General features: G+C 71.5%; 20 protein-coding genes. 5 read left to right on the top strand and 15 right to left on the bottom strand.

Annotated elements, in window-relative coordinates:
- The first annotated feature begins 11 nt into the window (after window positions 1–11).
- A complete protein-coding gene (locus NMK34_RS04485; protein ID WP_318332325.1) occupies window positions 12–1,397 on the top strand; it encodes a VCBS repeat-containing protein in 1,386 nt (461 codons plus the stop codon).
- Window positions 1,398–1,468: 71 nt separating this feature from the next.
- Here the strand turns inward: NMK34_RS04485 and NMK34_RS04480 are convergent, their stop codons facing one another.
- The 4 genes from NMK34_RS04480 to NMK34_RS04465 form a co-directional block, all read right to left on the bottom strand.
- Window positions 1,469–3,280 (bottom strand): glycoside hydrolase family 13 protein, encoded by a 1,812-nt coding sequence (locus tag NMK34_RS04480; protein ID WP_318332324.1) that lies wholly within the window; start codon window positions 3,278–3,280, stop codon window positions 1,469–1,471.
- A gap of 142 nt (window positions 3,281–3,422) precedes the next feature.
- Window positions 3,423–4,322 (bottom strand): sugar ABC transporter permease, encoded by a 900-nt coding sequence (locus NMK34_RS04475; protein WP_318332323.1) that lies wholly within the window; start codon window positions 4,320–4,322, stop codon window positions 3,423–3,425.
- Window positions 4,319–5,962: an ABC transporter permease subunit gene (locus NMK34_RS04470; protein ID WP_318332322.1), complete on the bottom strand. Its 1,644-nt coding sequence runs from the start codon at window positions 5,960–5,962 to the stop codon at window positions 4,319–4,321. The genes NMK34_RS04475 and NMK34_RS04470 overlap by 4 nt, the downstream gene beginning before the upstream one ends.
- Complete coding sequence (locus NMK34_RS04465; protein WP_318332321.1) at window positions 5,962–7,215, bottom strand: maltose ABC transporter substrate-binding protein; 1,254 nt, start codon at window positions 7,213–7,215, stop codon at window positions 5,962–5,964. Before NMK34_RS04465 ends, NMK34_RS04470 begins: the two co-directional genes overlap by 1 nt.
- Window positions 7,216–7,413: 198 nt before the next feature.
- On the opposite strand from NMK34_RS04465, the gene NMK34_RS04460 reads away from it, so the two are divergent.
- Both NMK34_RS04460 and NMK34_RS04455 read left to right on the top strand, forming a co-directional pair.
- On the top strand, window positions 7,414–8,481 hold the full coding sequence (locus tag NMK34_RS04460) for a LacI family DNA-binding transcriptional regulator (RefSeq protein WP_318332320.1): 1,068 nt from the start codon (window positions 7,414–7,416) through the stop codon (window positions 8,479–8,481).
- Window positions 8,482–8,787: 306 nt separating this feature from the next.
- Window positions 8,788–10,422 carry a glycoside hydrolase family 13 protein gene (locus NMK34_RS04455; RefSeq protein ID WP_318332319.1) on the top strand — a complete coding sequence of 545 codons (1,635 nt, stop codon included), beginning with the start codon at window positions 8,788–8,790 and terminating at the stop codon, window positions 10,420–10,422.
- A gap of 153 nt (window positions 10,423–10,575) precedes the next feature.
- On the opposite strand, the gene NMK34_RS04450 is transcribed toward NMK34_RS04455, so the two are convergent.
- The 6 genes from NMK34_RS04450 to NMK34_RS04425 all read right to left on the bottom strand — a co-directional run bounded on the left by NMK34_RS04450 (window position 10,576) and on the right by NMK34_RS04425 (window position 15,147).
- The gene (locus tag NMK34_RS04450; protein WP_194798657.1) at window positions 10,576–11,019 is read right to left on the bottom strand and encodes a hypothetical protein; all 444 of its coding nucleotides are present in this window, start codon (window positions 11,017–11,019) and stop codon (window positions 10,576–10,578) included.
- Between the two features lie 73 nt (window positions 11,020–11,092).
- Entirely contained in the window at window positions 11,093–11,467 is a 375-nt protein-coding gene (locus NMK34_RS04445; protein ID WP_318332318.1) for a GntR family transcriptional regulator, read from the bottom strand.
- Window positions 11,464–12,405 (bottom strand): YhjD/YihY/BrkB family envelope integrity protein, encoded by a 942-nt coding sequence (locus tag NMK34_RS04440; RefSeq protein WP_318332317.1) that lies wholly within the window; start codon window positions 12,403–12,405, stop codon window positions 11,464–11,466. The genes NMK34_RS04445 and NMK34_RS04440 overlap by 4 nt, the downstream gene beginning before the upstream one ends.
- Window positions 12,406–12,461: 56 nt before the next feature.
- Window positions 12,462–13,049, bottom strand: coding sequence for a 2'-5' RNA ligase family protein (locus NMK34_RS04435; protein ID WP_412098850.1), 588 nt, complete (start codon window positions 13,047–13,049; stop codon window positions 12,462–12,464).
- Between the two features lie 22 nt (window positions 13,050–13,071).
- On the bottom strand, window positions 13,072–14,097 hold the full coding sequence (trpS, locus tag NMK34_RS04430) for a tryptophan--tRNA ligase (RefSeq protein WP_318332316.1): 1,026 nt from the start codon (window positions 14,095–14,097) through the stop codon (window positions 13,072–13,074).
- A 33-nt stretch (window positions 14,098–14,130) separates the two neighbouring features.
- Window positions 14,131–15,147: a hemolysin family protein gene (locus tag NMK34_RS04425; RefSeq protein WP_318332315.1), complete on the bottom strand. Its 1,017-nt coding sequence runs from the start codon at window positions 15,145–15,147 to the stop codon at window positions 14,131–14,133.
- A gap of 177 nt (window positions 15,148–15,324) precedes the next feature.
- On the opposite strand from NMK34_RS04425, the gene galE reads away from it, so the two are divergent.
- A complete protein-coding gene (gene galE, locus NMK34_RS04420; RefSeq protein WP_412098849.1) occupies window positions 15,325–16,311 on the top strand; it encodes a UDP-glucose 4-epimerase GalE in 987 nt (328 codons plus the stop codon).
- Window positions 16,312–16,369: 58 nt separating this feature from the next.
- A complete protein-coding gene (gene galK, locus NMK34_RS04415; RefSeq protein ID WP_318332314.1) occupies window positions 16,370–17,524 on the top strand; it encodes a galactokinase in 1,155 nt (384 codons plus the stop codon).
- 99 nt (window positions 17,525–17,623) lie between these two features.
- On the opposite strand, the gene NMK34_RS04410 is transcribed toward galK, so the two are convergent.
- The 5 genes from NMK34_RS04410 to NMK34_RS04390 form a co-directional block, all read right to left on the bottom strand.
- The gene (locus NMK34_RS04410; protein ID WP_318332313.1) at window positions 17,624–18,925 is read right to left on the bottom strand and encodes a sulfate adenylyltransferase subunit 1; all 1,302 of its coding nucleotides are present in this window, start codon (window positions 18,923–18,925) and stop codon (window positions 17,624–17,626) included.
- Window positions 18,925–19,836, bottom strand: coding sequence for a sulfate adenylyltransferase subunit CysD (cysD, locus tag NMK34_RS04405; protein WP_013283960.1), 912 nt, complete (start codon window positions 19,834–19,836; stop codon window positions 18,925–18,927). The genes NMK34_RS04410 and cysD overlap by 1 nt, the downstream gene beginning before the upstream one ends.
- Before the next feature lie 79 nt (window positions 19,837–19,915).
- Entirely contained in the window at window positions 19,916–20,749 is an 834-nt protein-coding gene (locus NMK34_RS04400) for an inositol monophosphatase family protein (protein ID WP_318332312.1), read from the bottom strand.
- Between the two features lie 65 nt (window positions 20,750–20,814).
- Complete coding sequence (gene pth, locus NMK34_RS04395; protein ID WP_318332311.1) at window positions 20,815–21,405, bottom strand: aminoacyl-tRNA hydrolase; 591 nt, start codon at window positions 21,403–21,405, stop codon at window positions 20,815–20,817.
- A 100-nt stretch (window positions 21,406–21,505) separates the two neighbouring features.
- Window positions 21,506–22,201, bottom strand: coding sequence for a 50S ribosomal protein L25/general stress protein Ctc (locus NMK34_RS04390; protein ID WP_013283957.1), 696 nt, complete (start codon window positions 22,199–22,201; stop codon window positions 21,506–21,508).
- Window positions 22,202–22,424: the final 223 nt, after the last annotated feature.

Below are 22,424 nucleotides of genomic sequence, written 5' to 3'. Positions count from 1 at the left end.
GGTGGAAGAACATGTTGATTCGACGAATCACCGCCCTGACGCTCGGCGTCACCCTCGCTGCCGGGCTCGGCCTGGCGGCCGGCGTCGGTGCCACCGTCGCCGGCGCTCCGCAGGCGGCACACGCCGCGTCGAGCGTCGGTGGTCAGATCAGCCGCGACGAAATCATGAGCCGGGCGCAGTACTGGTACGACAACCGCGGCAACATTCCCTACAGTCAGAGCGGCTGGTACCGCGACCAGGGCGGTAAGGACTACCGGACCGACTGCTCTGGCTACGTCTCCATGGCCTGGCATCTCTCCGCCTCGGCCTGGACCGGCAACCTCGGCAAGGTCGCCACCCAGATCAGCAAGACCAGCCTGCTTCCCGGCGACGCCCTGAACTCGCCGGCCGAGCACGTCATCCTCTTCAAGCGCTGGATCAACCAGTCGACCGGCACCTTCGAGTACTACTCCTTCGGTTCGACGCCGGTCAAGATCGCGACAGAAACCCTCACCGGCGGCTCGGACGGTCTCATCGACTCCCATCCCGCCAGCAGCTACGTCGCACTCCGCTACCGCAACGTCATCGGCAGCGGCGAGACGCCGGTCCGTGACCCGTGGATCGCCGACGTGACCGGCGACGGCTTCCACGATCTGGTCGCCACCAAGTCCGACGGCAGCATGTGGCTGTTCTCCAACAACTACACCCGCGACGGTGCCATGCCCTACGGCGACGTCCGCCAGGTCGGCACCGGCTGGGGCAACTACGAGCGCGTCGTCAACGCCGACGCCAACGGCGACGGTTTCGCCGATCTGCTCGGTGTGAAGGCCGACGGCACCATGTGGCTCTTCTCCAACAACTTCGCCCGCGACGGCGGGGCACCGTACGGCGACGTCCGGCAGATCGGCAGCGGCTGGGGCAACTACACCCGCATCGTCGCCGCCGACGCCAACGGCGACGGCTTCACCGACCTGCTCGGCATCAAGGCCGACGGCACCATGTGGCTCTTCTCCAACAACTACACCCGCGACGGTGCCATGCCCTACGGCGACGTCCGCCAGGTCGGCACCGGCTGGGGCAACTACACCCGCATCGTCGCCGCCGACGCCAACGGCGACGGCTTCACCGACCTGCTCGGCATCAAGGCCGACGGCACCATGTGGCTCTTCTCCAACAACTACACCCGCGACGGTGCCATGCCCTACGGCGACGTCCGCCAGGTCGGCAGCAGCTGGGGCAACTACACCACCGTCGTCCCCGCCGACGCCAACGGCGACGGCTTCACCGACCTGCTCGGCATCAAGGCCGACGGCACCATGTGGCTCTTCTCCAACAACTTCACCCGGGACGGCGGGGCGCCGTACGGCGACGTCCGCCAGGTCGGCAGTAACTGGGGCGGCTACAACCGCATCGTCTAGTCCCTCGTGACACGCAGGCGCGCCCGGCAACCAGCCGGGCGCGCCGCCTGTGTTCATGACTCGGACGGCCGCTAGCGCAGGCGCCAGACCTGGAAGGTGGGGCCGTCCGCGGGGACGGTCACCGTGCCCTCGGCGTCGGGGTGAAGGGCGGGGGCGTTTCCGTAGACGTTCTCGGCGGCGCCCACGCCGGGCAGCCGGACCGGGGTGCCTGCGGCTCGCCTTGCCAGCACCAGCACCGTCGACGTGGGCGCCTCGCGCAGGAAGACCAGCGTGTCCGCGTCCGCGTGCACCCACCGCAGGCCGCCGTGCCGCAGCGCCGGCTCGTCGCGGCGCAGCGTCAGCAACGACCGGTACGCCTCGAACGTGCGCCGGTCCCAGCTCTCCGGCCGGTGCCACGGCATCGGGGTACGCGAGCCCTCCCCGTTCGTACCGGTCAGGCCCAGCTCGTCCCCGGCGAAGACCACCGGCGTGCCGGGCATGGTGGCGAGCAGCCCGGCCGCCACCTCCTGCCGGGCCGCGTCGCCGACCACGGTGCGGATCCGGGCCGAGTCGTGCGAGCCGAGCAGCTGCCACGAGTGCGTGTACGAGCGCCACGACACCAGCGACCGGTAGGTGTTCATGGTGGCGAGCACCGCGTCCGCGTCGCGCCGCCGTACCCCGCCCGGGGTGCCGAGGAAGTTCGGCACCGGGTCGTCGCCGTGGCGCAGCCAGGACCAGACCGGGTCGGTGAAGCCGACGTAGTTCATCGTCCCGTGCCAGCCGTCGCGGTCCAGGTCACCGGTGTGGTCGTGGCCGTGCTCGGCGAGCAGCAGCCCGTCCGGGCGGGTGTCGGCGACCACCTCGCGCAGCAGCCGCGCCACCTCGTGGGTGTACGCGTCCGCACCGCGCCGCCCGGTCATGTTCGCCACGTCGACCCGCCAGCCGTCCAGCCCGTACGGCGGGCGCAGCCAGCGGCGCAGCAGCGAGTCGTCGGCGGTGGCGAACCGGCGGCGCAGTTCGGCGCTGCCCCAGTTCAGCTTCGGCAGCGACTTCACCCCGTTCCACGACTCGTAGTCCGAGCCGGGCAGGTCGAAGTAGTACAGCTCGCGTTCCGGCGCGTTGACGTCGGAGACGGCGGCGGTGAACCAGTCGTGGGCGTCGCCGGTGTGGTTGCTGGTGATGTCGCCGAGCAGCCGCCAGCCCCGGGCGTGCACCGCGTCGGCGAGCCGGGCCAGCGCCGCGTCGCCGCCGAGCAGCGGGTCGACGGTGTCGAAGCTCGACGCGTCGTACCTGTGGTTGGAGCGCGCCGGGAAGACCGGCGTGAGGTAGACGGTGTTGACGCCGAGCCGGTCCAGGTGGTCCAGGTGCTCGGTGACGCCGTCGAGGTCGCCGCCGTAGAACTGGCGGGGCGTCTCCGGGCCGCGGCCGATGACCGGGGTGTCCCAGTCGCATCCGATGGCCCAGTCCGGCACGGTCCGGCCGTCGGCGGCGGCCGAGCGGGCGAACCGGTCCGGGAAGATCTGGTAGATCACCGCGTCGCGGGCCCAGGCCGGCGGCGGCGCGTAGCTGACCAGCTTGAAGTCGCCGTTGTCCGGCACGTCGTGGCCGGACAACCCGGCCGCGTTGAGCCAGCGGGTGCCGCGTTCGCCGTCGAGCAGGAAGCGGTAGTTGCTGACCGGGTTGCGGACCTCGACGTCGGCCCGCCACCACACGTCGTCGCCGTCGGTGCGGTCGATCCGCGCCTCGGCGAAGCGCGGCTCGCCGTCGCCGGTGGTGCGCACGTGTACCTGGGAGACGCCGGTTCCGGCCGGTACCCGGACGAAGACCGGCACGGTCTGCCCGAGCACGGGCTCCTGCTCCGGGACGTAGGTGGCGGAGCCGTCGTGGTGCGGCTGAAGGGACATGGTGCTGCCTTTCGCGTCGTACCGACAGGGAGAGGGGGCGGGCACCCGCCGCGGTCGGTTCACCCGACCGCGGCGGTCCGCCCGAGAACCGCTCCGGTGTACGCCGACACGACGCCCTTGCCGCAGCGTGAGCCGAGGAGGCTCAGCCCTTTACCGCTCCGGAGGTGAGTCCGGAGACGATGTAGCGCTGGAGCAGCTGGAACACCAGCACCGTCGGGATCGCGGTGAGCAGCGTGCCCGCTGCGAACATCCCGAAGTTGTTGTTGCGCTCGCCCGCGACCAGGCCGAACATGCCGACCGCGAGGGTCTTCGACTCGGGTTCGGTGAGGAACACGTTGGCGATGATGAACTCGTTGATCGACCCGATGAACGCGAGCAGGCCGGTCACCGCCAGGATCGGCGCCACCAGCGGCAGCATGATCCGGAAGAAGACCTGCACGTGCGAGGCGCCGTCCATGGTCGCCGACTCGTCCAGCTCCTTCGGCAGCGTGTCGAAGAAGCCCTTCATCAGCCACGTGTTCGCGCCGAGCGCGCCACCCATGTAGAGCAGGAACAGGCCCCACGGGGTGTTGAACCCGATCGCCGGGTAGAGGTCGGTGAGCGTGGTGAAGATCAGGAAGATCGCCACGATCGCCAGGAACTGCGGGAACATCTGGATCAGCAGCAACGCGAGCAGGCCGACCCGGCGCCCGGCGAAACGCATCCGGGAGAACGCGTACGCCGCGAGCGACGACAGGAAGATCGACGCGAAGCTGGCCACGCCCGCCAGCAGCAGCGAGTTGAGGAACCAGTGGCCGAACGCCGTGTTGTCGAACAGGTTCGTGAAGTTCTCCAGCGACGCCCCGGTCGGCAGCAGCTCGGTGGAGGAGAGCGTGCCGAGCGGGTTGAACGCCGCCGAGATCACGAACAGGATCGGGAAGAGGCTGAACGCCACCGCCACCAGTCCGACCAGGTGCCGCCAGCCCACCTGGGTGAACCAGCGGCCGCGCGAGCTGCGGGCCGGCCGGCGGGTGGGTGCGGGCGTCTCCGCGATGGTGGTCACGAGTACACCTCCTCCTGCTTGCGGGTCCGCCGGAAGCTGATCGCCGACACCGTCGCCACGATCGCGAAGATGAAGATCGACACGGTCGCGGCCAGGCCGAACTCGGCGCCCTGTGCGCCGAACGCGAGCCGGTACGTGTAGGTGATCAGCAGGTCGGTGGCGCCGTTACGCGGGTTGTCCGGCGCGAACGGCCCACCCTCGGTGGTGAACAGGATCGCGTTGACGTTGTTGAAGTTGTACGCGAACGACGCGATCAGCAGCGGCGACAGCGCCACCAGCAGCAGCGGCAGGGTGACCGCCTTGAACGACTGCCAGGGCGACGCGCCGTCGACCGAGGTGGCCTCGGTCAGCTCCCGCGGGATGGCCTGCAACGCGCCGGTGGCGACCAGGAACATGTACGGGTAGCCGAGCCACAACTGCACCAGCAGCACCGCGATCCGCGCCGACCAGTTGCCGCCGAACCAGTCGACGTCCAGCCCGAACAGGTTGTTGAGCAGGCCGAAGTCGGTGTTGAACATGTCCCGCCAGATCAGCAGCATGGCGAAGGACGGCATGGCGTACGGCAGGATCAGCAGGACCCGGTAGAAGTTGGTGCCGCGCATCCGGGGCGAGTGCAGTGCGAGCGCGATCGCCATGCCGAGCAGGAACGTCAGGCCGGTGGATCCGATCGCGAACGCGAAGTTCCAGGCCAGCGTGCCGAAGAACGGGCCGGAGATGTTCGGATCGGTGAGCACGGTGCTGAAGTTCTTCAGCCCGACGTCGACCTTCCAGCCCTGGGCGAGGCGCTCGCCGTCGGCGGCGACGAAGGAGCCGGCCTTCTCGTCGGCGGTCCACGTCTTGCCGGTCTCGCTGTCCTTGACGCAGTCGCACGCGGCGTCGTACGCCCGCGCCGCCTTGCCCTCATACGCCCGGGTCAGGCCGTTGGAGCGGATGGCGCCCTCGTCGGTGGGCACGATGAGCGCGGTGACGGCGTCGCTGCGGCTGCTGGCCTGCCCGATGTTCAGCAGGGTGTAGCCGTCCGCGGCGGTGATCTTTCCGCTGAGGCTGCTCACCTCGACGTCGGCGGCGTCGAGCTTGCGCAGCCCGTCCGCGTCGCCGGCGAAGACGTCCTTGGTCTTCGGGTCGCTGAGGAGGAAGACCAGCGAGCCGGTCGCCGGGTCGCCGGTGGTGGCGATGGTGAGGTTGTACTCGGTCGAGCCGGGCACCTGCTTCACCGAGGAGGTCTGCACGGCGACGATCGCGTCGTCCTTGCTGCCGCGGTGGCCGTCGCCGAAGTTCGTGAACGCGGTGCTCGCGGTGTAGAGCACCGGGAAGATCTGGAACGCGATCAGGAAGAGCGTGCCGGGGACCAGATACTTGGCCGGGATGTGGCGGCGGCTCAGGTAGAGGTAGAACAGGCCGGCGGTGGTGACCGCCAGGACGCCCAGCGCGAGCCAGTGCTCGGCCTCGATGAGCGGGAAGGCCGCCCAGATCGCGATCCCGGCCACCAGGCCGAGCAGGACCACCTTGACGACGAGGCCGGTCGCGGTGATCGGCGCGTGTTGCCGCGCGGTACGGGACGTGCGCGGGAGCCCACGGCGTACGGGCTCCCGGCCCGGGGCCTGCGGTGCAGACCCCGGGCCGGACAGCGGCGCGCTCATTACTTGATCTGACCCTGGATGGTCTTGCCGGCGGCCGTGATCGTCTTGGCCGGGTCGGCGCCACCGATGATGGCGGCCTCCGCCTTGCCGAACGGGTCCCAGATCGCGGCCATGGCCGGGATCGCCGGGAGGACCTGGCCGTTCTTACCGGCCTCGGAGAACTTGGCCAGGTCCGGGTCCTCGCCCTTGACCTGGTCGAAGGCGGCGGTCAGCGCCGGCGGGCGCGGCTCGGCCTTGTACAGCGCGACGGCCAGCTCGGGCTTGGTCACGTAGTTGGTGACGAACTCCTGGGCCAGGGCCTTGTTCTTGCCCTTGGCGGCCACGTAGAACGCCTGGACGCCCACGAACGGCTGGGCCTCCTTGCCACCGGCGAAGCCGGGGACCGGGGAGATGTCGTAGGAGATGCCGGCCTTCTTGGCGTCGGCCACGGCCCACGGGCCGGAGACCAGGAACGCGCACTTCTTGCCGGTGAAGGTGGCGATGGAGTTCTCGCCGGTGATGGAGCGCTTCAGCGCACCCTCGCCCTTCTCACCCAGCTTGGCGATCTTCTGGAAGGCAGCGATCGACTCCGGCTTGCCCACGCCCAGGTCCTTCGGGTCGTAGTCGCCGTTCGCCGCGGTGCCGAACAGGTAGCCGCCGCCCGAGGTGTAGAGCGGGTAGATGTGGTACGCGTCGCCGTTCTGCCCGGACTGCAGACAGAGGATCTCGCTGGCCTTCTTCTCGGCCTTGAGCTTCTTGCCGGTGGCGACCAGGTCCTCGATCGTCTTCGGCGCCTCGGGGGCCAGCTCGGTGTTGCGGATCAGCGCGACGTTCTCGGTGGCGTAGGGCACGCCGTAGAGCTGGCCGTTGAACGTGACGGCCTTGATCGCGGTCTCGTTGAAGCCGGACTTCTGCTCGGCCGCGAGCTGCACCGGGTCGATGGCGCCGTTCTGGACCAGGTTGCCGATCCAGTCGTGCGCGCCGACCACGACGTCCGGGCCGCTGCCCTGCTGCGAGGCGGTGACGAAGTTGGTCTGCAGGTCCTTGGAGACGGCCTGGACCTCGACGGTCACGCCGTTCTCCTTGCCGAACTCCTCGGCGAACGGCTTGAGGGCGGCCGTGCGCTTGTCGTCGGCCCAGATGACCAGCTTGCCGCCGGTCGCCTTGGCGGACTCGCCGGCGGCCGGCTTGTCGTCGCTGCCGCTGTCACCACAGCCGGAGGCGGCGAGCGCCAGGCCGAGGACGGCGACCACACCCGCGGTACGGATGCGCATCGGTACTCCTGTCGTCATGGCGGCCCGCGGGGGAAGGGCGGCCCACCAGTGGAAACCTCTGAAAGTTCTTGCTGACCGGCGCCGAGATGCTGCGCCGCTGCTCTCGCATGTTGCGGGGACGTTAGCAAGAGGTTGCAGAGAATGGAAGGGCTTGCAGAAGTGTACGCAAGACTTTGCCGTTGGGCTAAAGTGCCGCACATGCGCGCTCGACTGTCCGACATCGCCCAACAGGCTGAAGTCAGCGAGGCCACGGTGTCGCGGGTGCTCAACGACCGCCCCGGTGTGGCCCCCGAGACCCGGCAGGCCGTCCTCACCGCCCTCGATGTGCTCGGCTACGAACGACCGGCCCGGCTGCGCAAGCGCAGCGCCGGACTGGTCGGCCTGGTCGTGCCGGAGCTGGACAACCCGATCTTCCCGGCGTTCGCCCAGATCATCGAGTCCGCGCTCGCCCCCACCGGGTACACACCGGTGCTCTGCACGCAGACGCCGGGTGGCGTCCGCGAGGACGAGTACGTGGAGATGCTGCTGGACCGCCAGGTCTCCGGCATCGTCTTCGTCTCCGGCCTGCACGCCGACACCGCCGCCGACCACGACCGCTACCGCACGCTGCTGGCCCGGCCGCTGCCGATCGTCATGATCAACGGGTACGCGCCCGGCATCCCCGCGCCGTTCGTCTCCTGCGACGACCGGGAGTCCGCCGAACTCGCCGTAGCCCACCTGGTCGCGCTCGGGCACCGCCGGATCGGCCTGATCACCGGCCCGGACCGGTTCGTGCCGGTGCAGCGCAAGGTCGCCGGCTACAAGGCCGCGATGGGGCGCCTGACCGACATCACCGAGGACGAACTGACCGAGCTGACCGAGCTGTCGCTGTTCGGCGTCGAGGGCGGCGAGGCGGCCGCCGGCCGGCTCATCGAGCGCGGCGCGACCGGGCTCGTCTGCGGCTCGGACCTGATGGCGCTCGGCGCGATCCGGGCCGCCCGCCAGCGCGGGCTGTCGGTGCCCGGGGACATCTCCGTGGTCGGGTACGACGACTCCCCGCTGATGGCGTTCACCGACCCGCCGCTGACCACCGTGCGCCAGCCGGTGGCCGCCATGGCGGTGGCGGCGGTGCGGGCCCTGGTCGACGAGATCAACGGCCACCCCTCCCCGAACTCCGAGTACCTGTTCCGCCCCGAGCTGGTGGTACGCGGCTCGACCGCGGTGACCCGCCCCGCCGACCCCCCGAAGCGCCAGCGCCCAGCCCCGTCCCTCCCCATCCCCGCCTGACCCCCCGCCCCCGGACACAAACCCCTTGATCACCCCCCAAACGCGCCCGGACCCAGGCGGGGCTGATCATGAAGTTGGCGGGGACGAATCGGGCAGCGGGGACCGTCAAGTTCATGATCGACGGGGCCGGGCGGGCGGTGCGGGTGAGTGGGTGTCCCGGGATGCGGGAGGCGGCGCGAGGGCCGGCGCGGGTGATGGCTGCCATTTCTTGCGCAAGGAATGCTTGACTCTTGCAGTCTGATGGCGGCATCCTTCTCAGACACCCTGCGCCGCACCAGAAGCCGCCACAGAACGGGATCGACAGCGATGACCTCCGCCCCCAGCACCACCCCTCGCACCGCCGACGACGATTGGTGGCGGTCCGCTGTCGTCTACCAGGTGTACGTCCGCAGCTTCGCCGACGCGAACGCCGACGGCGTGGGTGACCTCCAGGGCATCCGGCAGCGCCTGCCGTACCTGCGCGACCTCGGCGTGGACGCGCTCTGGCTGACGCCGTTCTACACGTCACCGCAGGTCGACGCCGGCTACGACGTGTCCGACTACCGGGACGTCGACCCGCTGTTCGGCAACCTGACCGACTTCGACGAGATGATCACCGACGCGCACGCGCTCGGCCTGCGGATCATCGTCGACATGGTGCCGAACCACACCTCCAGCGCGCACCCGTGGTTCACCGCCGCCCTCGCCGCCGGGCCCGGTTCGCCGGAGCGTGAGCGCTACCTGTTCGCCGACGGCAAGGGCGAGCAGGGCGAGCTGCCGCCGAACGACTGGGAGAGCATCTTCGGCGGCCCGGCGTGGACGCGCGTGGTCGACGGCCAGTGGTACCTGCACCTGTTCGACCCGGCCCAGCCCGACCTGAACTGGCGTCACCCGGAGGTGCGGGCCGAGTTCGAGGACGTGCTGCGCTTCTGGCTGGACCGCGGCGTGGACGGCTTCCGGATCGACGTGGCGCACGGAATGATCAAGGCCGAGGGCCTGCCGGACGTCGGCTTCAACTCGATGACCACCGGCCAGCGTCAGTCCGAACTGCTGGGCAAGGGCCGGCTGCCGTACTTCGACCAGGACGAGGTGCACGACATCTACCGCGCCTGGCGGCCGATCCTGGACAGCTACCCGGGCGGCCGGATGGCTGTCGCCGAGGCGTGGGCCGAGACGCCGCAGCGCCTGGCGCGCTACATCGGCCCGGACGAGCTGCACCAGGCCTTCAGCTTCGACTTCCTCGACGCCACCTGGTCGGCCGACTCGTTCCGCAAGGTGATCGACACGGCGCTGGCCGAGTCCACGATCGTGGGCGCGCCGACCACCTGGGTGCTCTCCAACCACGACCGGCAGCGGCACGTCACCCGGTACGGCGACGGCGAGGTCGGCCTGCGCCGCGCCCGCGCCGCCGCGCTGCTGATGTTCGCGCTGCCCGGCTGCGCGTACGTCTACCAGGGCGAGGAACTGGGCCTGCCGGAGGTGCTGGACCTTCCCGACGACCTGCGTCAGGACCCGGCGTTCCGGCGTACCGGGGAGAGCCGCGACGGCTGCCGGGTGCCGATCCCGTGGGGTGGCGACCTGCCCCCGTACGGCTTCGGGCCGGACGGCAGCGAGCTGAGCTGGCTGCCGGCGCCGGCGACCTGGCGGGAGCTGTCGGTGGCCGCCCAGGCCGGTGCGCCCGGCTCGACGCTGGAGCTGTACCGGACCGCGCTGCGCGTCCGGCACGAGCACCCGGCGCTGGCCGGCCTGGACGGCATCACCTGGCTGGAGACCGAGCCCGGCGTACTCGCGTTCCGCCGCACCGCCGGCGACGCCGAGGTGACGTGCGTGGTGAACATCAGCGGCGCCGACGTGACGGTGAGCGGCCACGGCCGCCCGCTCGTCGCCAGCGCCGACCTCACCGAGCGGGGCGACGGGCACGTCCTGCCGGTGGACGCGGCTGCGTGGTTCGAACGGCGCTGAGCCGGGTAACCCGCCAACGACCTGGCCGTCCGTTGTGCCCCGCGCCGACGGGCGGCTGGGCTGCCGACCCCTTGTGGTGGGGGGTGAGGTGGCCCCGGCCCCTCGGGAGCACGCTCCCGGGGGGCCGGTGTCCATCGGGGAGCGAGCGCGCTCTCAGCCGCCCTTGGCGGTGAGCAGCGCGGCGATCCGGGCGAACCCGGCCCGGATCTCCTCCCGGTCGGGTGCCTTCGCCGGCTCGGGCTCCGGCTCGCGGTCGGCGGCGCGTTCCAGCTCCTCGTCGATGACGTCCTCGAAGTCGCCGTAGAGGTCCGCCTGGTCGATCTCGGCCGCCTCGTCCTCGGCGGCGATCTGCGCGGCGGCGATCTCGCCGCGGATCTCCTCCGGCGTGAGCGCCGGCAACAGCGGCTCCACCACCGCCATCAGCTGCTCGTCGGCCACCACCGCCTCGGCGAGCGCCAGCGCGTGCTGTCGCTCGTACGGGCCGCAGACCACCGGCTCCCAGTCGTCCTCGGCGCCGAGCGGGCCGAACGTGATGATCCACGGCAGACCCCGGATCGGGGAGTCGTCCGGCAGGTCCAGTGTCACGAGTGCGCCCACCGGCCCATCATGGTCGCCGCGTGCCGGACCGGGGAACGCAATCATCGGACTCTCCCCGCTTCGGGGACCACGCTCAGCCACGCGTACCGGCGTCCAGCGCCGCACGGACCAGCGCGATTGCCCGCTCCGGCGCGACACCCAGGCGACGCGCCTCGGCGGCGTACTCGGCGGCGGCCCGCTGCAGCCGGTCGGTGGCGTCGTCCCGGCCGGGGGCCACCACCGTGCCGTGCCGGCCGCGCGTCTCCACCAGCCCGGCGCCCTCCAGTTCCCGGTACGCCCGCGCCACGGTGTTCACCGCCAGCCCCAGGTCGGCGGCGAGCTGCCGCACGGCCGGCAGCCGGGTGCCCACCGGCAGCCGCCCGTCCCCGATGCGCGCGGCGAACTGCGCCCGCACCTGCTCGTACGGCGGCACCGCCGACTCGGCGTCGATCCGGATCCGCGCGCTCATCCCGCTCCTCCCGGTGTCCCCGGTTCGGTCTCCTCGTCGAGCACGTCCGCCTCCACGTCGACCTCCCGGGCGCCGCCCTCGGCCAGGTCCACCACCCGGCCGTACCGGCTGGTGGCGGCGAGCGCCGCCCCGAAGAGCACCAGCTGGTTGAGCAGGTAGAGGTAGAGCAGCAGGCCCACGGCGGTGGCGACCACCGTGTACGCGGGGTTCCGCTCGGTGCGTACCACGTAGTAGCGCCCCACGGTGTTCAGCAGGGTGATCCCGACGGCGATGGTCAGGATCGCCGGGCGCAGCCGGCGCCGGCTCATCCGCAGCCGGGGCACTGCGAGCAGCAGCGCGGCGGCGAGCACGGCGTTGACGAGCACGCTCAGCAGTGCGCTGATCGTGGTCAGGCCCACCGAGCCGGTGCTGCGCAGCAGGAAGCGCAGCAGCGACTCCAGCGCGTCCACGGCGGCGACCGAGACGAACAGCAGCACGAAGACCGCCACCAGCACGCCCAGGTCGACCAGGCGCCGCACCACCAGGTTGCCGGGCTGCTGGTTGAAGCCGTACATCAGCCGCTGCGAGGAGCGGATCGCCTCCACCCAGCCGATGCCGGTGAAGACCAGGATGACCAGGCCGACCACGCCGACGGTGCCGCTGCTCTCGGCGATCTGCGCCGGATCGAGGAAGGGCAGGTTCTCCTCCAGGAAGTGGGCCGCGCCGCGGCTGACCTCCTCGTTGTCGCGCAGCACGGCGCCGAAGATCCAGTACGCGACGAGCGCGAGCGCGAACACGGCGAAGAAGCCGTAGTACGCGATGGCGGCGGCGAGCCGCCCGGCGAGCAGGTCGGCGTAGAGCGTCCCGGCCCGCCAGACGTGGTCGAAGACCGACGAGCGGCTCCGGGCCGCGTCGATGCGGCGCCCCACCGCCGCCTCGATCCGGCCGAAGACGTTCACCCCGTCATCCTCGCCGATCTCCGCCCGTGACGGAGGTGGCCCAGCCGGTCGGATGTTCAGCTCCGGCCGCCGAGCCGGAAGTCGCGGCGGGGCTGCCACCGGGTCGCCCCGCTGTGCGAGAACAGCGTGAACGCGTCCACCTGGAACAATGCGGAGAAGTCAGCGAGATCCTCGTACGCCCTGTCGAGCACCTCGGTCGGCACGTCCTGCGCCACGGTGACGTGCGGGTGGTACGGGAAGCGCAGCTCGCGCCGCAGCTCGGGGGCCGAGTTGATAGCGGCGGCGAGCAGCTCGCACTCGCTGATCCCGGCCGCCACCGCCACGAAGACCACCTGGGTCACCGGGCGGAACGTGCCGGTGCCGCGCAGGTGCAGCGTGAACGGCAGGTGCGTGGCGGCGACCCGGTCCAGGTGCTCCTCGACGGCGGGCAGCGCGCGTACCGGAATCTCGGTGGGCCCGAGGAGGGTGACGTGCGCGGGGACGGCGAGCGGGTCGCCGGCCTCGACCCGGCGGCGGGTGAGCATGCCGCCCCAGGGCTCGGGGACGTCGACCGCGATCCCGATCTGGATCGTGTCCGCGCCGCCCGGCGCCGTGTCACTGCCCGCCACGTCGCGCGCCACCCCTCCCGCCACCGGCTGCGTCACCCGTCTCCGCCCGTCCGGGCCGTTACTCGAACCGCACCGGCGGGAAGAAGCCGACCCGCTCGTACACGTCCCGCAGCGTCCCGGCGGCCACCGATCGGGCCTTCTCCGCGCCCCGCGCCAGCAGCTTGTCGAGCTGGGCCGGGTCGTTCAGGTAGGCGTTCGTGCGTTCCTGGATCGGCGTGACGAACTCCCGCACCACCTCGGCGAGGTCCTTCTTCAGGTCGCCGTAGCCCTTGCCGTCGTACGCGGCGACCAGGTCGTCGATGGACCGGCCGGACAGCGCGGAGTAGATCGTCAGCAGGTTGGTGATGCCCGGCTTGCCCTCGGCGTCGAAGACGATCTCGCGGCCGGTGTCGGTGACCGCCGAGCGGATCTTCTTCGCCGAGCGGGCCGGATCCTCCAGCAGGTCGATGATGCCGGCCGGGGAGGACGACGACTTCGACATCTTGGCCGTCGGGTCCTGCAGGTCGGTGATCTTCGCGGTGTCCTTCACGATGTGCGGGGAGGGCACGGTGAAGGTGCTGCCGAACAGCGAGTTGAACCGCTGCGCCAGGTCGCGGGAGAGTTCCAGGTGCTGCCGCTGGTCCTCGCCGACCGGCACCGCGTTCGCCTGGTAGAGCAGGATGTCCGCGGCCTGGAGGATCGGGTACGTGAACAGGCCGACGCTGGCCCGCTCGCTGCCCTGCTTCTGCGACTTGTCCTTGAACTGGGTCATCCGGCCGGCCTCGCCGAAGCCGGTGATGCAGCCGAGCACCCAGGCGAGCTGCGAGTGCTCGGGCACCTGCGACTGCACGAACAGCGTGCTGCGCTCCGGGTCCAGGCCGAGCGCGAACAGCTGCGCGGCGGCGACCCGGCTGCGGCGCTTGAGCACCGACGGGTCGTGCCCGGCGGTGATCGCGTGCAGGTCGACGACGCAGTAGTAGGCGTCGTGGCTGTCCTGCAACGCCACCCAGTGCCGCAGCGCGCCCAGGTAGTTGCCGAGGTGGAACGAGTCGGCCGTCGGCTGGATGCCGGAGAAGACGCGCGGGCGGGCGGGTACGTCGGACATGGCGGCAATTCTGTCAGCAAGCCCCGGCGTCCGTCATGACGGGCCGGTGGATCGGGCGGGTACGGGCGGAAGCGGACCGTTCACCTCGCGCCGGGGCTCGGGCAGCCGCGCGGCGGAGACCGCCAGGCGGGACACGCGCCGGCCGTCGAGCGTGAGCACCCGCAGCAACCAGCCCGCCGGATCGGCCGGAACCGATCCCCCGGCCGGGTCGACAGCCACCGGCACCTCGTCGCCCGCCACGGGCAGCCGGCCCAGGGCGGCCATCACGTACCCGCCCACCGTCTCGTACGGCCCGGCGGGCAGCGACACCCCGGTGCGCTCGGCGAAGTCGGTCAGGTTGAGCCGGCCGTCGACGACCGCGGGCAGGCCGGCGGGCTCCGGTTCGAGCGGGCCGTGCTCGTCGTCGCGGATCTCCCCGACCAGTTCCTCGACCAGATCCTCGCAGGTGACGATGCCGGCGGTGCCGCCGTACTCGTCGACGACGACGGCCAGGTGGTGGCCCTCCCGGCGCATCTCAGTGAGCGCCGCCAGCACGCGTTTGCTGTCCGGCAGGCGCTTCACCTCCCGGATCAGGTCGCCGACCAGCAGCAGCCGGTCCGCGTCCGGGCGCAGCAGCACGTCCCGCAGGTGCACCAGGCCGACCACGTCGTCGTGGGTGCCGTCGACCACCGGGTAGCGGGTGTGCGGGTCGGCCCGGACCAGCCGCTGGGCCTGCGTCAGCGGGAGCGCCGCGCTGAGGAAGACCACCTCGGTGCGGGGCACCATCACCTCGCGGACGAGCCGGGCGCCGGCCACCAGCACCTCGTCGATGATCCGCCGCTCGTCCGGGTCGAGCAGCGTGTTCGCCGCGACCAGGTCCCGCAGTTCGGCCTCGCTGATCCGTTCCCGCCCGGCGGTGGGGCTGGCCCCGAGCAGGGCGGTGACCAGGCGGGTGGCGCCGTCGGCACCGCGCACCACGAGACGGGCCACGCTGCGGGCCAGCGGGCCGGGTTCGCGTCGGGGCCGCCCCGACGGTCGCCGCCGGGGCCCGGGACCACCACCCTCCCGCATGAGAAGGATGGTAGACAGCGGCCACCGCACGCTCGGCCCAATGTTCGGATCTGTTCAATCATGAAGGATTATGATGGAATGGAGGCGGACTCAACTCGACAGCCGCGACACAGCCCTCAGCCGTAGGGTGATCGCGGGACGGCCGCCGCGGGACGCGGCCCAGGCAGGAGGACCGACGTGAAACTGCTCGTCACCGGCGGCGCCGGCTACATCGGCAGCGTGGTGACCCGGATGCTGCTCGACCACGGCCACCAGGTGACCGTGCTGGACGACCTGCGCACCGGTCACCGGGAAGCCCTCGCCCCCGACGCCACCCACGTCGAGCTGCCGGTGCACGAGGCCGCCCAGGTGCTCACCCCCAACGCCGGGTTCGACGGCGTGCTGCACTTCGCCGCCCTCATCGCCGCCGGTGAGTCGATGATCCGCCCCGAGCTGTACTGGCACACCAACACGGTCGGCTCGATCGCGCTCATCGACGCGGTACGCGCCGCCCGGGTGCCCCGGATGGTCTTCTCCTCCACCGCCGCCGTCTACGGCAACCCCACCGAGCTGCCGATCCCGGAGACCGCCGTCAAGGCGCCCACCAGCACCTACGGCGCCACCAAGCTGGCCGTCGACATGGCGCTCACCTCCGAGGCGATCGCGCACGACCTGGCCGCCGTCTCGCTGCGCTACTTCAACGTCGCCGGGGCATACCTGCGCGACGGTCAGGCCATCGGCGAACGGCACGACCCGGAGACGCACCTCATCCCGATCGCGCTCGACGTGGCCGCCGGGCGGCGGGAGAAGCTCCAGCTCTTCGGCGACGACTACCCCACAGTCGACGGCACCTGCGTCCGCGACTACATCCACGTCGAGGACCTGGCCCGCGCCCACCTGCTCGCGCTGGACGCGGCCACCCCGGGCCGGCACCGGATCTACAACCTCGGCAACGGCAACGGCTTCACCAACCGGCAGATGGTCGACGTGGTCCGCGAGGTCACCGGGCAGCCGGTGCCGGTCGAGGTGGCCCCCCGCCGCGAGGGCGACCCGGCCGAGCTGGTCGCGTCCTCCGCGCTGGCCCGCGACGAGCTGGGCTGGACGCCGGCCAAGCCGACCCTGCACGACATGGTCGGCGACGCCTGGGCGTTCTACCGGGCCCACGTCGCGGGACAGCCCTCGTGAGCGCGAGGAGTGAGCCGGGGTTGCGAGCCCCGCAGTCGCGAACGAAGGAAGGCACGGCATGAACGTCGCCGACCGCGCCACCGCCGGCTTCCGGCAGCGGTACGGCAGCGAGCCGGCGGGCCGCTGGGCGGCTCCCGGCCGGGTCAACCTGATCGGCGAGCACACCGACTACAACGACGGCTTCGTGCTGCCCTTCGCGCTGCCGCTGCGTACCGTGGTCGCCGCCGCGCCCGCCCCCGACGGACGCTGGACCGTCTGGTCGGAGCTCGACGACGAACCGGTCGAGTTCGGCGCGGCGGAGGCCGACGAACCCGGCCGGGTCGACGGGTGGGCCGCCTACGTGGCCGGGGTGGTGTGGGCGCTGCGCGCCGACGGCCACGACGTCCCCGGCGCGCGGCTCGCCGTCGCCTCCGACGTGCCGATCGGCTCCGGGCTCTCCTCGTCGGCGGCGATCGAGTCGGCGGTGCTGGCCGCCCTTGTCGACCTCGGCGGGCTCGACCTGCCCGCCGGACGGTGGCCCCGGCTCGCGCAGCGGGCCGAGAACGACTACGTCGGCGCACCCACCGGGATCATGGACCAGTCCGCGGTGATCCGCGGCCGGGCCGGGCACGCCCTGTTCCTCGACTGCCGCACCGAGGAGATCGAGCAGATCCCGTTCGACCTGGACGACGCCGGGCTGGCCGTGCTGGTGATCGACAGCCGGGCGCCGCACCGGCACGCGGACGGCGAGTACGCGGCCCGGCGCCGCAGCTGCGAGCAGGCCGCCGCGACGCTCGGGGTGACCGCGCTGCGCGACGTCGACGTGGCCGGCCTCGACGCCGCGCTCGCGCGCCTCGACGACGACGAGACCCGCCGCCGGGTCCGGCACGTGGTGACCGAGAACCAGCGGGTGCTCGACACCGTCGCGCTGCTGCGCGCCGGGCGGGTCCGCGACACCGGTCCGCTGCTGACCGCCTCGCACGCCTCCATGCGCGACGACCTCGAGATCACCGTGCCGGAGATCGACACCGCGGTCGAGGCGGCGCTGGCCGCCGGGGCGTACGGCGCGCGGATGACCGGCGGTGGCTTCGGCGGTTGCGTGCTCGCACTGGTCGACGCCGGCGCCGCCGACGCGGTGGCCGCCGCCGTCACGGAGGCGTACGCCGAGCGCGGCTTCACCGCACCCGGCACACTCACCGTGCTCCCGGCCGGCGGCGTCACCCGCCTGGACTGAGGGTGTAAGGAAGGGCCCCTTATTAACGCCTGCGGTAGAGGAAGGGCCCCTTGTTAACAGCGCGCTGTTAACAAGGGGCCCTTCCTTACCACCCAGGGGTCAGCCGGCCTCGACGATCATGCCGGCGCCGACCGTACGGTTCGTCGACTCGTCGATGATGACGAAGCCGCCGGTGGTGCGGTTACGGCGGTACTCGTCGGCCAGCAGCGGAACCGTGGTGCGCAGCCGGACCCGGCCGATCTCGTTGAGCTTCAGCTCACCGGCCGTCTCGTCGCGGTGCAGCGAGTTGATGTCCAGCCGGTAGTGCAGCCCGCGCACGATCGCCCGCGCCGAACGGGTCGTGTGCTTGATCGCGTACTTGCCGCCGACCTGCAACGGCCGCGTCTCGTCCATCCAGCAGACCATCGCCTCGATGTCCTGCACGGCCATCGGGGCGTTGTTCGGCCGGCAGATCATGTCGCCGCGGGAGATGTCCAGCTCGTCGGTCAGCCGGACCGTCACCGACATCGGCGGGAACGCCTCGTCCACCGGGCCGTCGGCGGTCTCCACCGCGGCGATCCGGCTGGTGAAGCCCGACGGCAGCACCATCACCTCGTCGCCCGGCTTGAGCACACCCGAGGCCACCTGGCCGGCGTAGCCCCGGTAGTCGGTGACGGTGGTGGACTGCGGCCGGATCACGTACTGCACCGGGAACCGCACGTCGACCAGGTTGCGGTCCGAGGCGATGTGCACCCGCTCCAGGTGGTGCAGCAGCGACGGGCCCTCGTACCAGGGCATGTTCTCCGAGCGGGTGACGATGTTGTCGCCCTGCAGCGCGGAGACCGGCACCACGGTCAGGTCCGGCACGTCGAGCTTCGCGGCGAACGCGGTGAACTCGTCCGCGATCAGCTCGTAGACCTCCTGCGACCAGTCCACCAGGTCCATCTTGTTCACGCACAGCACCAGGTGCGGCACCCGCAGCAGCGAGCAGAGGAACGCGTGCCGGCGGGACTGCTCCACCAGGCCCTTACGCGCATCCACCAGGATCAGCGCCAGGTCGGCGGTGGAGGCGCCGGTGACCATGTTCCGGGTGTACTGGATGTGCCCCGGGGTGTCGGCGATGATGAACTTCCGCCGCGGCGTGGCGAAGTAGCGGTACGCCACGTCGATGGTGATGCCCTGCTCCCGCTCGGCGCGCAGGCCGTCGGTGAGCAGCGCCAGGTTCGTGTACTCGTCGCCACGGGCCGCGCTGACCGCCTCGACGGCGGCGAGCTGGTCGCTGAACAGCGACTTGGTGTCGTAGAGCAGACGGCCGATCAGCGTCGACTTGCCGTCGTCGACGCTGCCCGCGGTGGCGAACCGCAGCAGGTCCATCGGCCGGGCGGTCTCGCTCTCGGCCGGGGCCAGGGTCTCGACGCTCATCAGAAGTAGCCCTCTCGCTTGCGGTCCTCCATGGCGGCCTCGCTGACCCGGTCGTCGCCGCGGGTCGCGCCGCGCTCGGTGATCCGCGTGGCGGCCACCTCCTCGATCACCTTCTCCACCGTGTCGGCGTCCGAGCGGACCGCCGCGGTGCAGGAGGCGTCACCCACGGTCCGGTACCGCACCTGGGCCTTGAACGGCTGCTCACCGGCGCGCGCCCGGAAGAACTCGTTCACCGCGTAGAGCATGCCGTCGCGCTCGATCACCTCGCGCTCGTGCGCGTAGTAGATCGACGGCAGCGGGATCCGCTCCCGCTCGATGTAGTGCCAGACGTCCAGCTCGGTCCAGTTCGACAGCGGGAACACCCGGATCGACTCGCCCGGGTGGTGCCGGCCGTTGTAGAGCGCCCACAGCTCCGGACGCTGGTTCTTCGGATCCCACTGGCCGAACTCGTCGCGGAAGCTGAACACCCGCTCCTTGGCCCGCGCCTTCTCCTCGTCGCGCCGGGCGCCGCCGAACAGCGCGTCGAAGCGGTGCTTCTCCACCGCCTCCAGCAGCACCGGCGTCTGAATCCGGTTGCGCATGCCGTCGGCCGACTCGCGGACCAGGCCCTTGTTCAGCGCCTCCGGCACGCTCGCCACGATGAGCTGCAGGCCCAGCTCGGCCACCCGCTGATCGCGGTAGTCGAGCACCTCGGGGAAGTTGTGCCCGGTGTCCACGTGCATCACCGGGAAGGGGATGTTGGCCGGCGCGAACGCCTTCTGGGCCAACCGGAGCATCACGATCGAGTCCTTGCCGCCGGAGAACAGCAGCACCGGCCGTTCCATCTCGGCGACGACCTCGCGCATCACGAAGATGCTCTCCGCCTCGAGCGCGTCGAGGTGCGACACCTGGTACGCGGCGGGGGACGTCATGACATGAACTCGATTCGCACGGATCCGTACATCGGATTCCAGACCTTTCAGGTCGGACTCGTGAAGAAGAACGCTCAGGTTACCCGGAATGCCGCTGCAACGCTGCAAGCAACCGACTCGCGAGATCCTTGCGGCAGACCAGCAGATCCGGTAGACGCGGGTCGGCCCCGTTGTATTTCAGCGCAGAACCGTCGATCCGGGAAGCATGCAGACCGGTGGCCGTCGCCACAGCGACCGGAGCGGCCGAATCCCACTCGTACTGACCGCCCGCGTGGATGTACGCGTCGACCTCGCCGGTGACCACGGCGGCGATCTTCGCGCCCGCCGAGCCCATCGGAACCAGATGAGCGCCGACGTCCTCTGCCAGGTCGGTCAGGAAAACCGGCGGACGGCTACGACTGGCAGCCAACCGGATGACCCGCGCGCCGCCCCCGGTGGCCGCCTCCACAGTCATCGGCGGGTACGCCGGCGGGTGGTCCGTGCCCAGCACCCGGTGCTGCGCCGGCAGCGCCACCGCGCCCGCCACCAGACCGTGCGGGCGCGACGCGTTACGCGACCAGAGCGCCACGTGCACCGCCCAGTCCGCGCGCCCCTCCTCCGCGTACTCCCGGGTGCCGTCCAGCGGATCGATGATCCAGACCCGGTCCGCGGTCAGGCGCGACAACGCCGCGTCCGTCACCTCCGCCGTCCAGGCCAGCCGCGAGCCCTCGTCCTCCTCCGACAGCACCGCGTCCGCCGGCCGCCACTTCGCCAGCTCGGTGCGGATCAGATCGTGCGAGACCTTGTCACCGGCCGACCGGAGCGCGCCCGCGTCGCCGAAGCCCATCTCCGCGCGCAGGGCCGTCAGCGCCTGACCGGCCCGGGACGCCAGCCACCGGGCGAACCCGCCGTCGATCATCGGAGGACTGCCCATGATGCTCCCGTCACCCGCCTTCGCTCCCGCCGCCCGAGGCTACCGGCCGGGCTCCGCCCCGCCGGTCAACCCCCGTGGTACAGGTTCTGCGTCGGCTCCACGCCCTTCAGGACCACCGACTCCACCACGTCCGCCGCGCGGTCCACCAGGAACTCCAGCTCCTTGCGCTCCGACGGGGAGAAATCCGAGAGTACGTAGTCAGCCGGATCCTGCCGGCCCGGCGGCCGGCCGATGCCGAACCGCACCCGCACGTAGTCCTTGGTGCCGAGCGACTTCGACATCGAGCGCAGACCGTTGTGCCCGCCCTCGCCGCCGCCGCACTTCACCCGCACCTGCCCGTACGGGATGTCCAGCTCGTCGTGCACCGCGATCACGTGCGCCGGCTGGATCTTGTGGAACTGCGCCAGCCCGGCCACCGGACCGCCGGAGAGGTTCATGTACGTCAACGGCTTCACCAGCACCAGCTTCGGGCCGCCGAACCCCAGCCGCCCCTCCGCGGCCTCGGCCATCGCGCGCTTGTGCCGCCCGAACTTCGCGCCCACCCGGGCCGCCAGTAGGTCGGCCACCATGAACCCGACGTTGTGCCGGTTGCCCGCGTACTCCCGGCCGGGGTTTCCCAGGCCGACCACCAGCCACGGCCCCGCCTCGTCCGTCACCCGACGCCCCTTCCCGCTCGCTCACCCGACCAGCCGTCCCGATACGCCGACAGGCGCCCCCGGAAACCGGGGACGCCTGTCGCACAGCCTTGCGGACCGGTCAGGCCTCGGTCTTCGCCTCGGCCGGGGCCTCCTCGCCCTCGGCGGCCGGAGCGCCCTCGGCGCCCTCGGCGGTCTCCTCGCCGACCTCGGCCTCGGCCTCCTCGGTGGCCTCCTCGACCTCGGGGAGGGTGGCCTCGAGCTGCTCGGCGGTCGGAGCGGCGGTCACCGAGGCGACAGCGGTCTCCTCGTCGGTGGCCAGCTCGACGCCGGCCGGCAGCTCGACGTCGGCGGCGGTGATCGTGGTGCCCGGCTCGGCGCCCTCGATCGACGCCTCCAGGTGGTCCGGCACCTTGGTCGCGTCGGCGGTCACCGACAGCGTGTCGTGGTCGTGCACGATCAGGGTGTCCTTCGCGGCCTCACCGGTCAGCTGGACCGGGACCTCGACGGTGACCTTCTCGCCGCGGCGGACCAGCAGCAGGTCCACGTGCTCGAAGGTGTCCTTGATCGGGTCACGCTGGATCGCCTTCGGCAGCGCCAGCACCTGGGTGCCGTCGCTGACCTCGATCGCGAAGAGCTGGTTTGCGCCGCCCTTACGGATCGCGGCGGCGAACTCGCGTGCCGGAAGCGCGATGTGCTTGGGCTTCTCGCCGTGGCCGTACAGCACGGCGGGCACCTTGCCGGCCCGGCGGGTACGACGGGCACCACCCTTGCCGAACTCGGTACGGGGCTCGGCGCTGATCTTTACCTCGGACACGGGGAAACTCCTGATGCTTCGCTGCGGCGGCTTGTCGTCTGGCGGTGCTGGGGCGAGGGGCTCGCTGGGGCTAGGGTCATGAACGACCGCCCGGAGCACCGCGTCGATGACGGCGCCTCCGTGCGGTGCTTGTCAGCAGCCCGCCGGGCACCCTCGCCGTGGCAACCGCACCAGTCTACCCGAGGGATTTCCCGGCTCTCCGGCAGTCCCCCATATCACCGCC

It is taken from the genome of Micromonospora sp. BRA006-A (assembly GCF_033433935.1).
GTDB lineage: Bacteria > Actinomycetota > Actinomycetes > Mycobacteriales > Micromonosporaceae > Micromonospora > Micromonospora aurantiaca.
The sequence above is the reverse complement of the archived record's forward strand: the minus strand, read 5'-3'. Positions and strand labels throughout refer to the sequence as shown.